Source organism: Sphingomonas sp. BE123, assembly GCF_031456015.1.
GTDB lineage: Bacteria > Pseudomonadota > Alphaproteobacteria > Sphingomonadales > Sphingomonadaceae > Sphingomonas.
Window position 1 is genome coordinate 1,350,933 of record NZ_JAVDTW010000002.1, and the last position, 16,795, is coordinate 1,367,727.

General features: G+C 66.5%; 19 protein-coding genes. 9 read left to right on the forward strand and 10 right to left on the reverse strand.

Annotated features, from left to right (window positions below):
* Window positions 1-9: 9 nt before the first annotated feature.
* The 9 genes from J2Y54_RS14625 to J2Y54_RS14665 all read right to left on the reverse strand — a co-directional run bounded on the left by J2Y54_RS14625 (window position 10) and on the right by J2Y54_RS14665 (window position 8,809).
* On the reverse strand, window positions 10-906 hold the full coding sequence (locus J2Y54_RS14625; RefSeq protein ID WP_310040775.1) for an SDR family NAD(P)-dependent oxidoreductase: 897 nt from the start codon (window positions 904-906) through the stop codon (window positions 10-12).
* 204 nt (window positions 907-1,110) lie between these two features.
* Complete coding sequence (locus J2Y54_RS14630; RefSeq protein WP_310040776.1) at window positions 1,111-1,404, reverse strand: hypothetical protein; 294 nt, start codon at window positions 1,402-1,404, stop codon at window positions 1,111-1,113.
* Between the two features lie 136 nt (window positions 1,405-1,540).
* Window positions 1,541-2,233, reverse strand: coding sequence for a phosphate regulon transcriptional regulator PhoB (gene phoB / locus J2Y54_RS14635; protein ID WP_310040778.1), 693 nt, complete (start codon window positions 2,231-2,233; stop codon window positions 1,541-1,543).
* 2 nt (window positions 2,234-2,235) lie between these two features.
* Window positions 2,236-2,937: a phosphate signaling complex protein PhoU gene (gene phoU / locus J2Y54_RS14640; RefSeq protein ID WP_310040779.1), complete on the reverse strand. Its 702-nt coding sequence runs from the start codon at window positions 2,935-2,937 to the stop codon at window positions 2,236-2,238.
* Complete coding sequence (gene pstB / locus J2Y54_RS14645) at window positions 2,937-3,755, reverse strand: phosphate ABC transporter ATP-binding protein PstB (RefSeq protein WP_405052922.1); 819 nt, start codon at window positions 3,753-3,755, stop codon at window positions 2,937-2,939. Before pstB ends, phoU begins: the two co-directional genes overlap by 1 nt.
* The gene (gene pstA, locus J2Y54_RS14650) at window positions 3,755-5,056 is read right to left on the reverse strand and encodes a phosphate ABC transporter permease PstA (RefSeq protein WP_405052923.1); all 1,302 of its coding nucleotides are present in this window, start codon (window positions 5,054-5,056) and stop codon (window positions 3,755-3,757) included. Before pstA ends, pstB begins: the two co-directional genes overlap by 1 nt.
* A complete protein-coding gene (gene pstC, locus J2Y54_RS14655; protein ID WP_310040780.1) occupies window positions 5,049-6,428 on the reverse strand; it encodes a phosphate ABC transporter permease subunit PstC in 1,380 nt (459 codons plus the stop codon). Before pstC ends, pstA begins: the two co-directional genes overlap by 8 nt.
* A gap of 42 nt (window positions 6,429-6,470) precedes the next feature.
* Complete coding sequence (locus J2Y54_RS14660) at window positions 6,471-7,505, reverse strand: substrate-binding domain-containing protein (RefSeq protein ID WP_310040781.1); 1,035 nt, start codon at window positions 7,503-7,505, stop codon at window positions 6,471-6,473.
* A gap of 83 nt (window positions 7,506-7,588) precedes the next feature.
* A complete protein-coding gene (locus J2Y54_RS14665; RefSeq protein WP_310040782.1) occupies window positions 7,589-8,809 on the reverse strand; it encodes an ATP-binding protein in 1,221 nt (406 codons plus the stop codon).
* Window positions 8,810-8,959: 150 nt separating this feature from the next.
* Between J2Y54_RS14665 and J2Y54_RS14670 the strand changes: the two genes are divergently transcribed.
* From J2Y54_RS14670 to J2Y54_RS14685, 4 genes are all read left to right on the forward strand, one after another.
* Window positions 8,960-9,361, forward strand: coding sequence for a hypothetical protein (locus J2Y54_RS14670; protein WP_310040783.1), 402 nt, complete (start codon window positions 8,960-8,962; stop codon window positions 9,359-9,361).
* A gap of 116 nt (window positions 9,362-9,477) precedes the next feature.
* Window positions 9,478-9,762 (forward strand): HPr-rel-A system PqqD family peptide chaperone, encoded by a 285-nt coding sequence (locus J2Y54_RS14675; protein WP_310040784.1) that lies wholly within the window; start codon window positions 9,478-9,480, stop codon window positions 9,760-9,762.
* Window positions 9,762-10,625: an HprK-related kinase A gene (locus J2Y54_RS14680; protein ID WP_310040785.1), complete on the forward strand. Its 864-nt coding sequence runs from the start codon at window positions 9,762-9,764 to the stop codon at window positions 10,623-10,625. Before J2Y54_RS14675 ends, J2Y54_RS14680 begins: the two co-directional genes overlap by 1 nt.
* A 133-nt stretch (window positions 10,626-10,758) precedes the next feature.
* Window positions 10,759-11,763 carry a nucleotidyltransferase family protein gene (locus J2Y54_RS14685; RefSeq protein WP_310040787.1) on the forward strand — a complete coding sequence of 335 codons (1,005 nt, stop codon included), beginning with the start codon at window positions 10,759-10,761 and terminating at the stop codon, window positions 11,761-11,763.
* Here J2Y54_RS14685 and J2Y54_RS14690 read toward each other — a convergent pair.
* Window positions 11,705-12,418, reverse strand: coding sequence for an HAD-IA family hydrolase (locus J2Y54_RS14690; protein WP_310040789.1), 714 nt, complete (start codon window positions 12,416-12,418; stop codon window positions 11,705-11,707). The two genes, J2Y54_RS14685 and J2Y54_RS14690, sit on opposite strands and share 59 nt — an antisense overlap.
* A gap of 77 nt (window positions 12,419-12,495) precedes the next feature.
* Here J2Y54_RS14690 and glmU point away from each other — a divergent pair, with 77 nt between their 5' ends.
* The 5 genes from glmU to glmS are packed head-to-tail and all read left to right on the forward strand — an operon-like array spanning window position 12,496 to window position 16,767.
* Window positions 12,496-13,848 carry a bifunctional UDP-N-acetylglucosamine diphosphorylase/glucosamine-1-phosphate N-acetyltransferase GlmU gene (glmU, locus tag J2Y54_RS14695; RefSeq protein WP_310040791.1) on the forward strand — a complete coding sequence of 451 codons (1,353 nt, stop codon included), beginning with the start codon at window positions 12,496-12,498 and terminating at the stop codon, window positions 13,846-13,848.
* On the forward strand, window positions 13,845-14,156 hold the full coding sequence (locus J2Y54_RS14700) for a hypothetical protein (RefSeq protein ID WP_310040793.1): 312 nt from the start codon (window positions 13,845-13,847) through the stop codon (window positions 14,154-14,156). Before glmU ends, J2Y54_RS14700 begins: the two co-directional genes overlap by 4 nt.
* A 31-nt stretch (window positions 14,157-14,187) precedes the next feature.
* Window positions 14,188-14,550 carry a ribbon-helix-helix protein, CopG family gene (locus tag J2Y54_RS14705; protein WP_310040795.1) on the forward strand — a complete coding sequence of 121 codons (363 nt, stop codon included), beginning with the start codon at window positions 14,188-14,190 and terminating at the stop codon, window positions 14,548-14,550.
* On the forward strand, window positions 14,547-14,927 hold the full coding sequence (locus tag J2Y54_RS14710) for a PIN domain-containing protein (RefSeq protein ID WP_310040798.1): 381 nt from the start codon (window positions 14,547-14,549) through the stop codon (window positions 14,925-14,927). Before J2Y54_RS14705 ends, J2Y54_RS14710 begins: the two co-directional genes overlap by 4 nt.
* Before the next feature lie 16 nt (window positions 14,928-14,943).
* Window positions 14,944-16,767 carry a glutamine--fructose-6-phosphate transaminase (isomerizing) gene (gene glmS / locus J2Y54_RS14715; RefSeq protein WP_310040800.1) on the forward strand — a complete coding sequence of 608 codons (1,824 nt, stop codon included), beginning with the start codon at window positions 14,944-14,946 and terminating at the stop codon, window positions 16,765-16,767.
* The last annotated feature ends 28 nt before the right edge of the window (window positions 16,768-16,795 follow it).

A 16,795-nucleotide genomic window follows, 5' to 3' on the forward strand; every position in this document is an offset into this window, starting at 1 on the left:
GGCGAGGGTTCAGCCCTGCAGCTTTGCCATGATGGTCATCGCCTGTTCGCCGCCGGACTTGGGCACGATCTCACCCGTACGGTCCGTGATCTGTGCCCAATGCGCAGCAACCCCTTCCGGGCTCATCTCATCGCCGGACAGCCGGACGCCCTGGGTCAGCGTGACATAGGCCGCCTGGAACACGCCCGCGCCCGCGCCGACAATGGCGTTGGTCGGGGCGTCCTCGCTGACCAGGAATAGCGCCGCGGGTGCCACGCTCTCCGGGGTGAACGCCTTGAACGCGGCTTCCGGGAAGATGTCCTCGGTCATGCGCGTCCCGGCGGTCGGGGCGAGGGTGTTGACGCGGATATTGTACTTGGCGCCCTCAAGATACAGCGTCTTGGTCAGCCCCGCGAGGCCAAGCTTGGCGGCACCGTAATTGGCCTGCCCGAAATTGCCGTACAGGCCGGTCGAAGACGCGGTCATCAGGATGCGTCCGTAATTCTGGTCGCGCATCGTCGCCCAGACCGCCTTGGTCGCATTCGCCGATCCGTTGAGGTGGACGTCGACGACGAACCGGAAATCCTCCGGCTCCATGTTCGCGAAGCTCTTGTCGCGCAACACGCCGGCATTGTTGATCAGAATGTGGACGCCGCCCCACGCTTCGGTAGCGCGCGCGACCATTTCCTGCATCTGCGCATAGTCGGTAACGCTGCCGCCGTTGGACATCGCCTCACCGCCCGCAGTCTTGATCTCTTCGACCACCTTCTCGGCTGCGTCGGAGGCACCGGTACCGTCGCGCGATCCGCCCAGATCGTTGACCACGACGCGTGCGCCGCGCCGCGCCAGTTCGAGCGCATAGGCGCGACCCAGGCCGCCACCGGCCCCGGTGACGATCGCGACGCGTCCGGCAAAACTGATGCTCATAACCCCTCCAGCTTGACGTTTCCGTCAAGCTATGCGGCGCGCGTGCGCGGTTGGCAAGTCGGGCAAGGACCAGACCGGCCGGCAATCATATCGGTCGCTCGGCCCCTATCGCTCGGCTCGCCCACCCCGCGGCGGTCGCGCAGCGTGGATCGCGGGGGTTGGGTAGGGACGCGGACACGGGCCGGAGCCCGTGCCCGCTGGCGGTCAGCCGCCGCGCTGGCGACAATTGTCGTACTGACCCTTTTTGCAGATGGGATATTGCGCCATCGGTGCCGGGGCAGGGTAGGCGACGTCCGGCGCGGGCGCCTGCTGGAACACGATCGTCGCGCCGGGCTGGGGCGGGGTCGGCATCGGCGGGGTTGCGGGCTGATAGCCCCCCACGGGATCGTCGCCCGTCGGGGTTGCGGCCGGGGCCGCCGGCGCGGCGGGCATGGGCATATCCTGGGCGGCGGCGGTACCGGCGACGGCGAGCGCGGCCGCGAATGCGATCAATTTCATCAATCGTCTCCTGAAGACAGGGGTGGGATCGGGAGCAACTGCTCGATCCACCAACGCTTCAGGGGCGAAGACTTTCCATGCTGCCCGGCGACCGGCGCGTTCAGCCGACCCGCCGGGCGGGCCGGTCGAAACGAGGTTAGTTACCCGCGTCGAGCGAATAGCCGGCGGAGCGTACCGTCCGGATGATGTCGGGCCGGTTGCCGATGTTGATCGCCTTGCGCAGCCGCCGGATATGAACGTCGACCGTGCGGCTTTCGATATCGCTGTCATGGCCCCAGACCGCGTCGAGCAGACGCTCGCGCGAGAAGACCCAGCCGGGATGCTCGAGGAAATGCTTGAGCAGGCGGAACTCGGTCGGGCCGAGCGGCACGACCTCACCTCCGCGGCGCACCTTGTGCCCGACCGTATCCATCTCGATGTCGGCATAGGTCAGTGCTTCGCCCGCCAGGGCCGGACGCACCCGGCGCAGCACTGCGCCGACCCGCGCGACCAGCTCGCGCGGCGAAAAGGGCTTGGTCACATAATCGTCCGCGCCGGTTTCGAGCCCGCGAACGCGATCCTCTTCCTCGCCGCGCGCGGTCAGCATGATGATCGGCACATTGGCCGTCTCGCTCATCCGGCGCAGGCGGCGGCACACCTCGATCCCCGACAGGCTTTCGACCATCCAGTCGAGCAGGACGATGTCGGGCGGCGATTCCTGTGCGAGCAGCAACGCTTCCTCGCCATCCGGCGTGTGGCGGACATCGAAGTCCTCGCGCCGGAAATGATAGGTCAGGAGCTCGGCCAGCGCCGCGTCATCCTCCACCAGCAACATGCGCGCGCGGCTCATGATCAGGCCTCCGGTACCTCGACCGCGTCGCGATCGGCCATGTAATTGCCGGTCGCCGCGAAATACACCATCTCGGCAACGTTGGTCGCGTGATCGCCGATCCGCTCGATATTCTTTGCCACGAACAGCAGGTGGGCGACTTCGCTGATCGTCCGCGGATTTTCGACCATGAAGGTCACCAGGGTGCGGAAGATGCTGTCGTAGAAATCGTCGAGCCGGTTGTCGCGTTCGACCACCCGGATCGCCGCTTCGGCATCGCGTGCGGAAAAGGCGTCGAGCACGTCGTGCACCATCTCGGCCGCGAGTTGCGCCATGGCGGGAAGGATCGACACCGCCTCGATCCGCTCGGCGCCCTCGACATGAATCTTGGGGACGCGCTTGGCGATGTTCTTGGCATAATCGCCGATCCGCTCGACCACTGCGGCGATCTTGAGCGCGGCGACCACTTCACGCAGGTCGTCGGCCATCGGCGCGCGCAGGGCGATGACGCGAACGGCGAGCTTCTCGACCTCGGCCTCGATCGCGTCGATAACCTTGTCCTTCCGCCGCACTTCGCGGGCGAGCGCCAGATCGTTGCGCTGCAGCGCGGTCATGGCGTCCTGGATCGCCTCTTCGGCGAGACCGCCCATTTGCGAAATCAGCGCACGCAGCTGCTTGATGTCGGTGTCGAATGCCTTGACCGTATGTTCCTGGCCGCTGACCATTAGCCGTACCTTCCGGTGATGTAATCCTTGGTGCGCTCCTGCCGGGGTGCAGTAAAGATCTGGTCGGTCTCGCCATATTCGACAAGGGTGCCGAGGTGGAAGAAGGCGGTGCGCTGGCTGACGCGGGCTGCCTGCTGCATGTTGTGCGTGACGATCACGATCGCGTAGCGGCCGCGCAGTTCGTGGATCAGTTCCTCTATCTTGGCGGTCGCGATGGGGTCGAGTGCCGAGCAGGGTTCGTCCATCAGGATCACTTCGGGATCGACCGCGATCGCGCGGGCGATGCACAGCCGCTGCTGCTGGCCGCCCGACAGCGCAGTGCCGCTGTCGTTCAGGCGATCCTTGACCTCGTCCCACAGGCCGGCGCGCTTGAGCGAACGCTCGACAATCCGGTCCATGTCCGACCGCGACCGGGCAAGGCCATGAATCCGCGGGCCATAGGCGACATTTTCGTAGATCGACTTGGGGAACGGGTTCGGCTTCTGGAACACCATGCCGACGCGCGCGCGCAACTGCACCACGTCCATCGACCTGTCGTAGATGTCCTCGCCGTCGAGCGTGATCTGCCCTTCGACGCGCGCGCTGGCGACGGTGTCGTTCATGCGGTTGAGGGTCCGCAGGAAGGTCGACTTGCCGCAGCCCGACGGGCCGATGAACGCGGTCACATTCTCCATGTCGACATCGATCGACACGTCGCGGATCGCCTGCTTCTCGCCATAGAAGACGTTGACGCCGCGGGCGGCCATCTTGGGGATGGCATCGCCTTGCGCGGGCGCAGCGCTGTCGATGGCGGTTTGTGCGTAATCGGTTTGGGTCATCACCAGCGGGTCTCGAAACGGTTGCGGAGGTAGATCGCGATGGCGTTCATCGCGAGCAGGAAGATGAGCAGGACGATAATCGCTGCGCTCGTCTTTTCGACGAAGCCGCGGCTGACCTGGTCCGACCACAGGAAGATCTGGACGGGAAGGACCGTTGCCGGATCGAACACGCCGCCGGGCGGAGTGACGATGAACGCGCGCATGCCGATCAGCAGGAGCGGGGCGGTCTCGCCGAGCGCGCGGGCCATGCCGATGATCGTCCCGGTGAGGATGCCGGGCAATGCCAGCGGCAGCACATGGTGGAACACCACCTGAATGCGGCTGGCGCCGATGCCGAGCGCAGCGTCGCGGATCGAGGGCGGTACCGCCTTGATCGCATTGCGCCCGGCAATCACGATGACCGGCATGATCATCAGCGCCAGCGTCATGCCGCCAACCAGCGGTGCCGAGCGGGGCAGCTGCATGAAGTTGAGGAACACGGCGAGGCCGAGCAGACCGAAAATGATCGACGGCACCGCAGCGAGATTGTTGATCGACACTTCGATCAGGTCGGTCCAGCGATTACGCGGGGCATATTCCTCGAGATAGATCGCCGAAAACACGCCGATCGGAAAGGCGATCAGCAGCGTGACCAGCATGGTCAGCAGCGACCCCTTGAGCGCGCCCCAGATGCCGACACCGGTCGGGTCGGTCGCATCGGACCCCTGCAGGAAGTCGATGTTGAAGCCCTGGGTCAGCGTACCTTCGTCGCGCAGGCGCGTCGCGACCTTGATCACCTCAGGATCATTGCCATCACCCTTCGCCGCCAGCGCGATGGGCGAGGAGGCGGGGACGTCGATCGATGCGCGGCCCTGCAGCAGTTCGGGACGGTCCTTGAGCGCGTCGCGCACCGTGACCCATGCGCTTTCCGAAATATAGTCGGCGCCATCGGGCCCGAAGGCGGCGACGGCGGCGTCGGCCACCACGTCGTTGAGGCCGGCACTGGCCAGCGCCAGATCGGCGCCCTTGCCGCGCAGCTGTTCCGGAGTCACTTCGAGCGCCGCAGCCTTGAAGTCGATCGGCAGCGCGATCTCGGCGCGCTGGAACCCGCCGATGCCCTGCCACAGCATCGTGACGAGGAGAAAGGCGAGGAAGCTGGCCGAGCCGATGACAGCCGCGAGGCCCCACAGCCGGAAGCGACGTTCCTTGGCATAGCGGGCGCGAATACGCTTCTGCATCGCGTCGGTCTTCCAGCTGGTCGGCGCAACCGGCGCGGACGCATCCTGACCGGTGGACGGCTGGGGCATGAGAGGCTCACTCATAAGCTTCGCGATACTTTTTGACGACGCGCAGCGCGACGATGTTGAGGATGAAGGTGATCATGAACAGCGTCAGACCGAGCGCGAAGGCGGCCAGGGTCTTCGGGCTGTCGAACGCCGTTTCGCCGGTCAGCAGGTCGACGATCTGCTTGGTGACGGTCGTTGCCCCGTCGAACGGGTTGAGCGTGATGTTGGCGGCACCCGATGCGGCCATCACCACGATCATCGTCTCGCCGATCGCTCGGCTGACCGCGAGCAGGATACCTGCAACCACGCCCGGCAGTGCGGCGGGGATCAGCACCTTCTTGATCGTTTCGCTGGTCGTGGCGCCCATGGCAAGGCTGCCGTCGCGCATCGCGGTCGGCACTGCCGCAATCGAATCGTCGGCCATCGACGACACGAAGGGGATGATCATGATTCCCATGACCAGGCCAGCCGACAGCGCGCTTTCCGCCGAGGCGAACTGAAAGCCGAGCATGACGGCCAGGTCGCGGATCAGCGGCCCGACGGTCAGCGCGGCGAAATAGCCATAGACGACGGTCGGTACGCCAGCGAGAATCTCGAGGATCGGCTTCATCCACGCGCGGAAGCTGCGCGGAGCATATTGGGTAAGGTAGATCGCGCTCATCAGCCCGAAGGGGATTGCGATCAGCATCGCGATGATCGCGCCGATGAAGAAGGTGCCCCAGAACAGCGGCAACGCACCCAGATTGGCGCCGGGATCGTCGGCGCGGATGACCTGCGGGCTCCAGTTCAGGCCGAACAGGAAGTCGGTGACCGGCACGATCGAAAAGAAGCGCACGCTTTCGAAAATCAGCGACAGGAAGATGCCCAATGTCGTCAGAATCGCGATCAGCGATGCCACCAGCAGGACCATCATCACCGTGCGTTCGAACTTGGTGCGCGCGCGGAAATCCGGCTTGACCCGGGTGAAGGCGAGCGCGCCAAAGGCAAAGGCGAGGATCAGCGTGATGGCAGTGCCGATCCAGTCGTAGCGCGACAACGCCGTGGCATAAGCGGGGGCCAGCTGCTCGGCGAGCGGGTAGAAGGCGCCCTGGCTATAACCCTGCGCGAGGCTGCGCGCCTCGTTCAGGATCGTTTCACGCTCGAAGCCAAAGGCCGGCAGCTGGGCAGCCGCGGGTGTGGCGAGCACGGATTCGGTCACCAGCGCCGGGCTGACATTCGACCAGATCAGGACGAAGATCAGCGCGGGGATCACCGCCCAGGTCGCGACGTACCAGCCATGCTGGCTCGGCAGGCTGTGGAGCCGCTTTGCCGGAACTCCGCGCGCCATGCGCGCCGCGCGGGCACGCGCAGTCAGCCAGCCGATCAGGCCGAGGCCGAGGACGAGGAAGAGAAGAGCGAAGACGTTCACCGGTCGAGGCCGCCTGTCTGGATAGGGTTGGGTCGGTTCAAACTAGTCGAGGTCGCTGCGTTGCATCGTGCGCGCCTGGGCAATGGTGTCGGCGGCCTTGGTGCGATCCGCATCGGACGACGCGATCATCCCGCGCTTCGTCAGCGGCCCGTCCGGTGCCCACATCTTGGTATATTGCGTCAGGAATTCGTTGATCCCCGGCACCGCCTTGAGATGCTGTTTCTTGACGTACAGATACATGGCACGCGCGCCGGGATACTGACCCGACGAGATCGCTGCATAGCTCGGTTCGACGCCGTTGACCGGCACGCCCTTGAGCCGCGCGGCATTTTCCTCGAGATAGGAATAGCCGAACACGCCGATCGCATTGGGATTGGCGGTCAGCTTCTGCACGATCAGATTGTCGTTCTCGCCCGAATCGACATAGACCCCGTCTTCACGCACGCGGGTGCACAATTCCTTGGCCTTGTCCTTGTCGGTCTTTTCGATTTCCTTGACCTGCGGATAGGCCTCTTCACAGCCCGGATGCATGATCAGTTCGTGCAGCGAGTCGCGGGTGCCGCTGGTGGCGGGCGGGCCCATGACCGAAATCGGCACCGCCGGCAGCGACGGGTTGATGTCCGACCACAGGCGGGTGGTGTTGGGTTGCCCCATCGGCGTGGCGGCGAGGGCGCGATACGCCTCGGCCAGGGTCAACCGGATCTTCGGGCCGTTGATCGATTCGGCAAAGGCGATGCCGTCCATGCCGACCTGGACCTCCATGATCTCGGTCACGCCGTTGCGCTGGCACAGGTCGAATTCCGATCCCGTCATGCGGCGCGACGCGTTGGTCATGTCGGGATGCTGGGGCCCGACGCCGGCACAGAACAGCTTCATGCCACCACCGGTCCCGGTCGATTCGATCACCGGCGCCTTGAAGCTGCCCGAGTTGACGAACTGTTCGGCGACCATGGTGGTGAACGGATAGACGGTCGAAGATCCGACGATCTTGATCTGGTCGCGTGACGCCTGACCTCCGCCACCGCCGCAGGCAGACAGGGTGAGCGCCGAAAGCGCGATCAGAGACAGGCTACGCATTGAAAATCCCCTCGGCCATCTTCGAGTCGCGCGGCGGGGGCCGGTCCCGATCCGCGCAGGCGCTCTGTTTCAATTGCGTGACGCTATGATGACAGCGCCCCCGGAATCTCCGTTGCGGCGGGCAGCAGGACGGTGACGGTCGTGCCGGTCCCGACCACGCTGGCAATGTCCAGCCGGCCGCGATGCCGCTCCACGATATGCTTGACGATGGCGAGGCCAAGGCCGGTTCCCCCCGCAGCACGGCTGCGGCTCGAATCGACGCGGTAGAACCGCTCGGTCAGGCGCGGGAGGTGTTCGGGGGCGATGCCCTCGCTGACGTCGCGGACGGTCAGGCGCACCATCGCGGTACCGGCGGCATGCAGTCCGACCGTGACCGGCTGTCCCGGGCGGCCATATTTCATCGCATTGCCCACGACGTTGTGGAACAGCTGCGAGAGCTGCACCCGGTCTCCGCGTACTGCAGGCACGTCGCCGAGGTCGGCGACGATAGCAGCGGCGCGCGCGGGTGCCAGTGCCGATAGCTCGTCCCGCACCTGCGCAAACAGCTGAACCAGGTCGACCCGGTCATCGGGGGCGCGGTATTTCTCCGCCTCGATCCGCGACAGTGACATGAGGTCGTCGATCAGCCGCTGCATCCGGCGCGCTTCCTTGCCCATCACCGCCAGAAAGCGGGCGCGCGTTTCCGGATCGTCGGCCGCATCCTCCAGCGTTTCGATAAAGCCCAGGATCGAAGCAAGCGGGGTGCGCAGTTCGTGGCTGGCATTGGCGACGAAATCGATCCGGATCCGGTCCGCGGCATGCGCCCCGGTCCGGTCGCTCAAATGCACGATGCGCCCGCCATCGGCCATCGCGCGCACCCGCATCTCCCACCGTTGGTCCAGCGTGCCGAGGCCGACGAGATGGACCGGCGCGCCCGGCGTGCCCTCGTCGCTGCTGAGCAGGCGTTCGGCAGCGGCGGGATGGCGGATCGCGACCCGCACATCTTCGCCCAGAATATGCTCGCCGAGCAGCGTCCGCGCCGCGCGGTTGGCAGCAGCGACACGGTTGGCCTCGATCAGCAGGACCGGCTCGAAAATGGCTTCGATCGCTTCGCGCGCGCTCGTCTCCGTGCGTTCGGGCGGGGCTGGCGGTGCAGCCGGGGCGACCAGTTCCTCTGGCGGGGGCGACGCGATCAGCGCCGCAAGGCCCGCGCCGATCAGCGCGATGCCGCCCGCCTCGATCCCGGCGGTTGCCCAGGCGGCAATGGCGGTGACCAGGATCACGGCGAGCGCGACAAGGGTGCGCGGGATGGACAGGCTGCTCATTGCGCTAGGCTAGGGACCTGACCGACAAACGGCAATGACGCGATCAGGGCGGCTGGGCGCGCCGTGTACGGACCGGGCCGGGTTCGGCGCGGAACGGCCTTGCGCGCGATTCACCTTTGTGAAAGGCAGATAGGGCAGAAAAGGAACGCCATGGCCGACCTGACGCCCCCCACGGACCCGCTGCCAGCGGGACCCAGCCGCCGCGCATTGATGCTCGGAGCGGTCAGCGCGTCGGCGATCGTGTCGATCAAGCCGGCGCTGGCGCAGACCGCCGGATCAGTGCTGAACTGTGAAATCCCGGTGCCCGATGCGGGACGCGCGGGCAGTTACATCGCCGCCGACGGGTCGCTGGTTCCAGCCGGCACGCCCGGCGCCTTCCCGCCGGCCGGACGCAGCTTTCGGGGTGAGGATGTGAAGCAGGCGCTGAACGGCGCGAACCTGCCCGGCACCACCTATGACCAGAGCCGCGCCTATACCAATTACATTCGCCGGCTGCAGCGCGGGACGAGCGGCTTTACCTGTTTCGCATCGCTTCAGATGCCGCGCGGGTAAGGTTTTTCAGTGGTGCTGACTGGCGGTACCGGCCCGCTCCCCCACCCGGCCACCCATAGGATGCTGTCGCTGGGTGGCCGGGTGGGGGAGCGGGCCGGCACCGCCTTCGCTCAGCTATGCTGAGCGACAGTGGCGTGACCCGATATCGCGCCGCGCCCGCCGCGACGCTGCGGATCGAACCGCTCGATGCGCTGACGCTGATCTATCACCGCGCGTCGGGGATGACCCATCTGGTCGACTCGCCGGTGCCCGAGCTGCTCGCACTGCTGGCCGAGCCGTTGACGCTGGATCAGGCGCTGGCGGCGCTGACCGAGCGCTTCGATCTGGTCGATCCCGACCGCGACGCGCTTGCCGCGCGGATCGACGAGCTGGTCGAGTCCGGGCTGGTGGAGCGGCTGTGATGCGCCACGCGACGATGCTGCGGATCGGGCCGGTGGGGTTCCGCATCGGCAGCGACTGGCGCGCGCCGATCGCGGCGCTGGACGATCTCTACCGCGACTATCCCCAGCCGCAGGATGGCATTCCCGACTTCACCGTGCGCCTGTTCGCCGCGCGGCCGTGGCGGCGCTGGATCCGGCCGGCGGTGCATCTCGGCGGCGATTTCGTGATTCCCGAGGCAGCGCCGCTGCCGCTGGCGCAGGGGGTGCTGGCGGCGGAAATGGCGATGAACCTGCAGATGGCGCTGGGGCAGCGGCGGTACCTGTTGCTCCACGCGTCCGCAGTGGAGCGGGACGGGCGTGCGCTGGTGATGACCGGGGAGAGCGGGGCAGGCAAGTCGACGCTTGCCGCGTTGCTGATGGCGCGCGGGTGGCGGCTGATGGGCGACGAGTTCGCGCTGCTCGATCCGGCGACGGGAATGTTGCACGGCTTCCCACGGCTGATCAGCCTGAAGAATGACGCGATCGCGGTGATGGAGGCGGCGCTGCCCGATGCGCACTGGGGGCCGTTGCTCAAGGGGACGCCGAAGGGCGATATCCGCCACCTCGTCCCCGATGCCCGCGCGATTGCGGCGATGGATGCACCGGCAAAGCCCGCGCTGATCCTGTTCCCGGCGTTTGGCCACCAGGTCGCGGCGCGGGCGGTGGAACCGAGCGAATGCTTCGTGCGGCTGACTCAGGCATCGACCAACTATGTCGCGCTGGGCGAGGGCGGGTTCGATGCGCTGACCGGCCTTGTGCGCGGCGTGCCGGCGCGGGCGATCGACTATCCCGACACCGACGGCGCGATTGCGCTGGTCGAGCGGCTGTGGGGGGAACTGGCGTGAGTCTTCAGCCGTCACCCCGGCGAAAGCCGGGGCCCATCTCCTGCAATTGCCAAGCTTCGCCACAGCTGTGGAGCGCGTGGGTAGTCCGGGAGATGGGCCCCCGCGTTCGCGGGGGTGACGAGGGGGTGGTGACGTGAGCGGGGCGCTGGTTGCCCGCGCGCTGCGCGATCCGGCGTCGGTGCTGGCGCTGGATGCAGCGGGTTGGACGGCATTGCTGTGCGCGGCGCGGGCCGAGACGCTGATCGGCAGCCTGGCGCATCGCGTCGAGGGGCTGGCGATCCCCGAGGCGGCGGCGCGGGTGTTGGCAGACGCGCGCGCGGCGGCGGAGCAGGGGCGGCTGGCGGCGCTGTGGGAGGCGGAGATGGCGCGGCGGGTGCTCGCCCCCAGCGGCATGCCTGTGGTGCTGCTCAAGGGCACCGCCTTTGTCGCAAGCGGCCTGGCGGCGGGGCAGGGGCGACAGATCGGCGATCTCGACATCCTCGTGCCGCGCGAGCGGATCGCGGAGGCGGAGGCGCTGCTGCTCGCCGCCGGGTGGGAGTGGGTCAAGCCGGATCCCTATGACGACGCCTATTATCGCCACTGGATGCACGAGTTGCCTCCGCTGATCCACCGGACACGCGACCGCATGATCGACGTCCACCACACGATCCTGCCGCTGACCGCGCGGGTGACGCCCGATGCGGCGGCGCTGATCGCGAGCGCGGTGCCGCTGGGCAATGGCCTGTCGGTGCTGCCGCCGGAGGGGATGGTGGTCCATGCCGCCGCGCATCTGTTCGCCGACGGCGATTTGCAGGGCGGCTTGCGCAACCTGTGGGACATACACTGCCTGGTGGGAGAGTTTGGCGGGGAGGAATTCGACCGCGCGCTCGCGGCCTGCGCGGTGCGGCATGGCCTGACCCGCGAAGTCGAGCGGGCGCGGCGGCTATCGGCGCACCTGTTCTGCGAAGGTGCCGCGCTAACGCTGGCGGATCGCGTTTACGTCCGCCGCCTGCTTGCCTGCGATGGCTGGGGCCAGCGGACGCGCAAGCTGACCGAGTTCGCCTTCTATCTGCGCGGCCATTGGCTGCGCATGCCGCCGCTCATGCTGGCGCGGCATTTGTGGACGAAGTGGCGGAAAGGCTATCGCCCAGTCGGATGAGCGTGGGCACCAGTTCGGCATAGCTATCGATCACCGCATCCGCGCCCAGTTCCTCCACCGGCTGCATCAGGAAGCCGAAGCTGACCGCGATGCTCGGAATCCCGGCATTCTTCGCGGCCATGATGTCGTAGATCGAATCGCCGATAAAGGCCGCGCGGCCGCCGCCGCAGCGCGCGATCATTTCGTGGATCGGGGCGGCAGAGGGCTTGGCGTTGCCGCGCCCCATCGTGTCGCCGCCAATGACGCAGGCGAAGCGGTGATCGATGCCGACTTCGCGCACCAACCGGGTCGCGAACCGCTCGAACTTGTTGGTGACGATGGCGAGCCTGACACCGCGCGCCTGCAGATCGTCCAGCGCTTCCCTCAGCCCCACAAACGGCACGGTGCCGGTGGAGAGATTGTCGCCGTAGAATTCGAGCAGCGCCGGATAGGCCGTCGCCATCACGGCATCGTCATAGCCACCCGATTCCGCGAGCCCCTGTTTGAGCATGTTCTTTGCGCCGCCGCCGATCATCGACTTGATCCGATCGGGGGCGAGGGTGGGGCGATCGACCAGCGCCAGGGCATGGTTGGTCGCGGCGAGCAGGTCGGCGCTGGTGTCGAGCAATGTGCCGTCGAGGTCGAACCCGACGATATCGAACGGAAAATCGGTCATCGCGCCAAATGGCCGTGCCGCTATGGAAATTGCAACATGATCGTGGCAGGGCCGCGCCTGAGGGGAGCTGTCTGCCGATGACCAAGCCGATTTCCGCGATCATCCTTGCCGCCGGAAGCGGGACGCGGATGAAGTCCGACACGCACAAGGTGCTGCACAGAATCGCGGGCAAGCCGATGCTGCTGCACCTGACCGATGCCTTTGCGGCGGCGGGTGCGGCAGAGAAGGTCGTCGTGGTCGGCGCGCGGCGCGAGCAGGTCGAGGCGGCGGTCGCGCCGCTCGGCGTGAAGATCGCACATCAGGCCGAGCAGCTCGGCACCGCGCACGCCGCGCTGATGGCGCGCGACGCGCTGGCCGGGTTCGACGGCACGGTGATCGTCGCGTTCGGGGACACGCCGTTCCTGTCGGCACAGACGATCGCGGCGATGGCGGCGCGGCTCGATGCGGCGGATGCGCCGCGCGTTGCGGTGCTCGGCTTTCGCCCCGACGATGCCAAGGCCTATGGCCGGATCATCGCCGATGCCGATGGCGCAATCGCCAAGATGGTCGAGTTCAAGGACGCGACAGCCGAGGAGCGCGCGTTCGACCTGTGCAATTCGGGCGTCACCGCCGTGCGCGCGGCCGATCTGTGGCCGCTGCTCGACCGGGTCGGTAACGACAATGCGGCGGGCGAATATTACCTGCCCGACATCGTCATGCTTGCGCTGGCCGATGGCGATCGCGCGGTGGTGGTCGAGACCGATGCGGACGAGGTGATCGGAATCAACAGCCGCGCCGAACTGGCCTATGCCGAGGATCGCTGGCAGGCGGCACGGCGGGCGCAGGCGATGGCCGATGGTGCGACGCTGATCGCGCCCGACACCGTGTGGTTCGCGCATGATACCGTTCTCGGCCGCGACGTGACGGTCGAACCGAATGTGGTGTTCGGTCCCGGCGTGAGCGTCGCGGACGGCGTCACCATCCGTGCCTTCTGCCATATCGAGGGTGCGACCATCGCAAGCGGCGCCGAAGTCGGACCCTATGCCCGGCTGCGCCCCGGCACGGTGCTGGGCGAGAAGAGCAAGGTCGGCAATTTCGTCGAGACCAAGAAAGCGGTGCTGGGCAAGGGCGCCAAGGCCAACCATTTGACCTATCTGGGCGATGCGCAGGTGGGTGAGGGCGCGAACATTGGCGCGGGCACGATCACCTGCAATTATGACGGCTTCTTCAAATATCCGACGGTGATCGGGGCGGGGGCGTTTGTGGGGTCGAACAGCGCGCTGGTCGCACCGGTCAGCATCGGTGAGGGCGCGATCGTCGGCGCGGGATCGGTGGTGACCAAGGATGTGGAGGCCGACGCGCTGGCGCTGGTCCGCCCCGAACAGACCGCCCGCGCCGGCTGGGCGAAGCGGTTTCGTGCGGCGATGGCGGCACGAAAGGCAGCGAAATGAGCGATATCTACGAAGGCAAACCATTCCTGAAGCTGCTCGACGCTTATGTCCTCGACGCGATCGGCGCGCTCGATGCGGACAGCGATGCGGCGCTGACGGCGATGGAGCCCAAGTTTCGCGAACTATTCGGCGGGACGGGTGACTGGCGAACGATGGTCGCCGAACGCATGCAATTCCCGGACGGCATGGCGGGAGCGATCAACGAAGTTTGGACCAAGGGCCGCGTCAAGTTCATCGCTGCGCAGGGGCATGAGCCCGATCCGGTCGAATTCATGCGCAGCTTCGTCGACAGCCACTTCCCGCATTGACATGATATCATGATATGATATCAGTATATCAATGACCCGCATCCTTGCCGATCTGCCCGATGAGGACATCAAGTGGCTCGACCAGCGCGCTGCCGAGCTGGGCAAGTCGCGCGCGTCGGTGCTGCGCGAAGCGGTGGCAGCGTACAAGGCCGAGGCGCCGAAGGACTGGCTCGATATCGGCTTTGGTGCCTGGGCGCGGCACGGCATCGCGGCTGATCCGCATGAATATGAGCGGCATCGGCGCGCCGAATGGACACGGCCATGGGACGATGATTACGAAGAGGTGCGTGCGGAGTCGCCGGAATGCTTCGACGAATATGACGACAAGGAACGTGCTCACTATCTCGCACTGACGCGCAGGGCCGAGGCTGAACGCGACAAGGGCGATGCATGAGCGGTTATAGCCTGGACGCCAACATCGTCATCGACGCCCTGCTGAACCACGAACCCGCACACCACGAATTGCGCCGGATCGCGCAAAGCGGAACGCGCATGTGGATCAGCAGGATGGCGTGGATCGAGGTGCTGTCAAAGGGCAGTGATGCCGCCGTGCGTGACGTGATGACCTTTGTCGACCGCTTCGGCTTGGACGAGATCGACGAGGAAATTTCCCACCGCGCGGCTGCGCTCCGGCGCGAACGTCCGCGCCTCAAATCGCCCGACGCGATTATTCTTGCGACCGCCCAGATTCGCGGTCGCGTCCTTGTTACCCGCAACACCAAGGATTTCCCGGCGAACATGCCGGGGATTCGCGTCCCCTACACCCTCTAGCGCTGAGAGCAGACCCATGTGTGGAATCGTTGGAATCCTGGGCAATGACGCCGTTGCCGACCGGCTGCTCGATGGCCTGAAGCGGCTCGAATATCGCGGCTATGACTCGGCCGGCATCGCCACCATCGTCGATGGCGGGATCGCGCGGCGCCGCGCATCGGGCAAGCTGGTCAACCTTGGCAAGGTGCTGGCCGAGGACCCGCTGCCCGGCACGGTCGGCATCGCGCATACCCGCTGGGCGACACATGGCGGCCCGACCACCAGTAACGCGCACCCGCACGCAACGGGCGAGGTGGCGCTGGTCCACAACGGGATCATCGAGAATTTCAAGCCGCTGCGCGAGGAATTGCTGGCGCGTGGTCGGGTATTCGAGAGCGAGACCGATACCGAAATCGTCGCGCATCTGGTGAGCGAGCAGGTCGAGGCCGGGCTGGACCCGGTCGCCGCGGTCAAGGCGGTGCTCCCGCGCCTGCATGGCGCGTTCGCGCTCGCCATCCTGTTCCGCAGCCATCCCGACATGCTGATCGGTGCGCGGCTCGGCTCGCCGCTGGTCGTCGGTTATGGCGAGGACGAGACCTATCTCGGCTCCGACGCACTCGCGCTCGCGCCGCTGACCCAGCGCATCTCGTATCTTGAGGAAGGCGACTGGGTTGTCCTGACCCGCGACGGCGCGCAGGTCTATGACGTCGAGAACAACCCCGTCGAGCGGCCGATCGTCAATTCGGGCGCATCGGGCCAGCTGATCGACAAGGGCAATCACCGCCACTTCATGGCGAAGGAAATCTACGAGCAGCCGATCGTCGTGGCGCAGACGCTGCGCGGCTATCTCCAGCGGCTCGAAGAGGAAGTGACGCTTCCGATCCCCGAATTCGACCTGTCGAGCATCCGCCGCGTCACCATCGTCGCGTGCGGAACCAGCTATTATGCCGGGATGGTCGCGAAATACTGGTTCGAGCAGTTTGCGCGCGTCGCGGTCGACATCGATGTGGCGAGCGAGTTCCGCTACCGCGCGCCGGTGATGGAGCCGGGCGGGCTGATGATCGTCATCAGCCAGTCGGGCGAGACCGCCGACACGCTCGCCGCGCTGCGCCACGCCAAGGCCGAAGGGCAGACCATTGCCGCCGTCGTCAACGTGCCGACCAGCACGATGGCGCGCGAGGCCGATCTGCTGCTCCCCACCCATGCCGGGCCAGAAATTGGCGTCGCATCGACCAAGGCGTTCACCTGTCAGCTCGCGGTCCTGGCCGCGCTCGCCGCGAACCTCGCCAAGGCCAAGGGGCGGATGACGCGCGAGGAGGAGAAGGAGATCGTCCTCCACCTCGCCGAAGCCCCCGCCGCGCTCAACGACGCGCTGAGCCGCGACGAGGCGATCGAGGCGATGGCGGGCAGCGTCGCCGGTGCGCGCGACGTGCTCTATCTCGGTCGCGGCACCGACTATCCGCTGGCGATGGAAGGCGCGCTGAAGCTCAAGGAAATCAGCTATATCCACGCCGAAGGCTATGCCGCAGGGGAGATGAAGCACGGCCCGATCGCGCTGATCGACGAAAACGTCCCTGTCATCGTCATCGCGCCGAGTGGCCCGCTGTTCGAAAAGACCGTCAGCAACATGCAGGAAGTGCAGGCGCGCGGCGGAAAGGTGGTACTGATTTCCGATGCTGAGGGGATTGCTGCTGCGGGCGACAATTGCCTCGCGACGATCGAGATGCCCCGTGTCCACCCGCTGATTGCGCCGATCGTCTATGCCGTGCCGGTGCAGCTGCTCGCCTATCATGTGGCGGTGGCGAAGGGGACGGACGTCGATCAGCCGCGCAACCTCGCCAAGTCGGTGACGGTAGAGTGAATGTGGCGTGACGGGGCGGGGGCAGCAA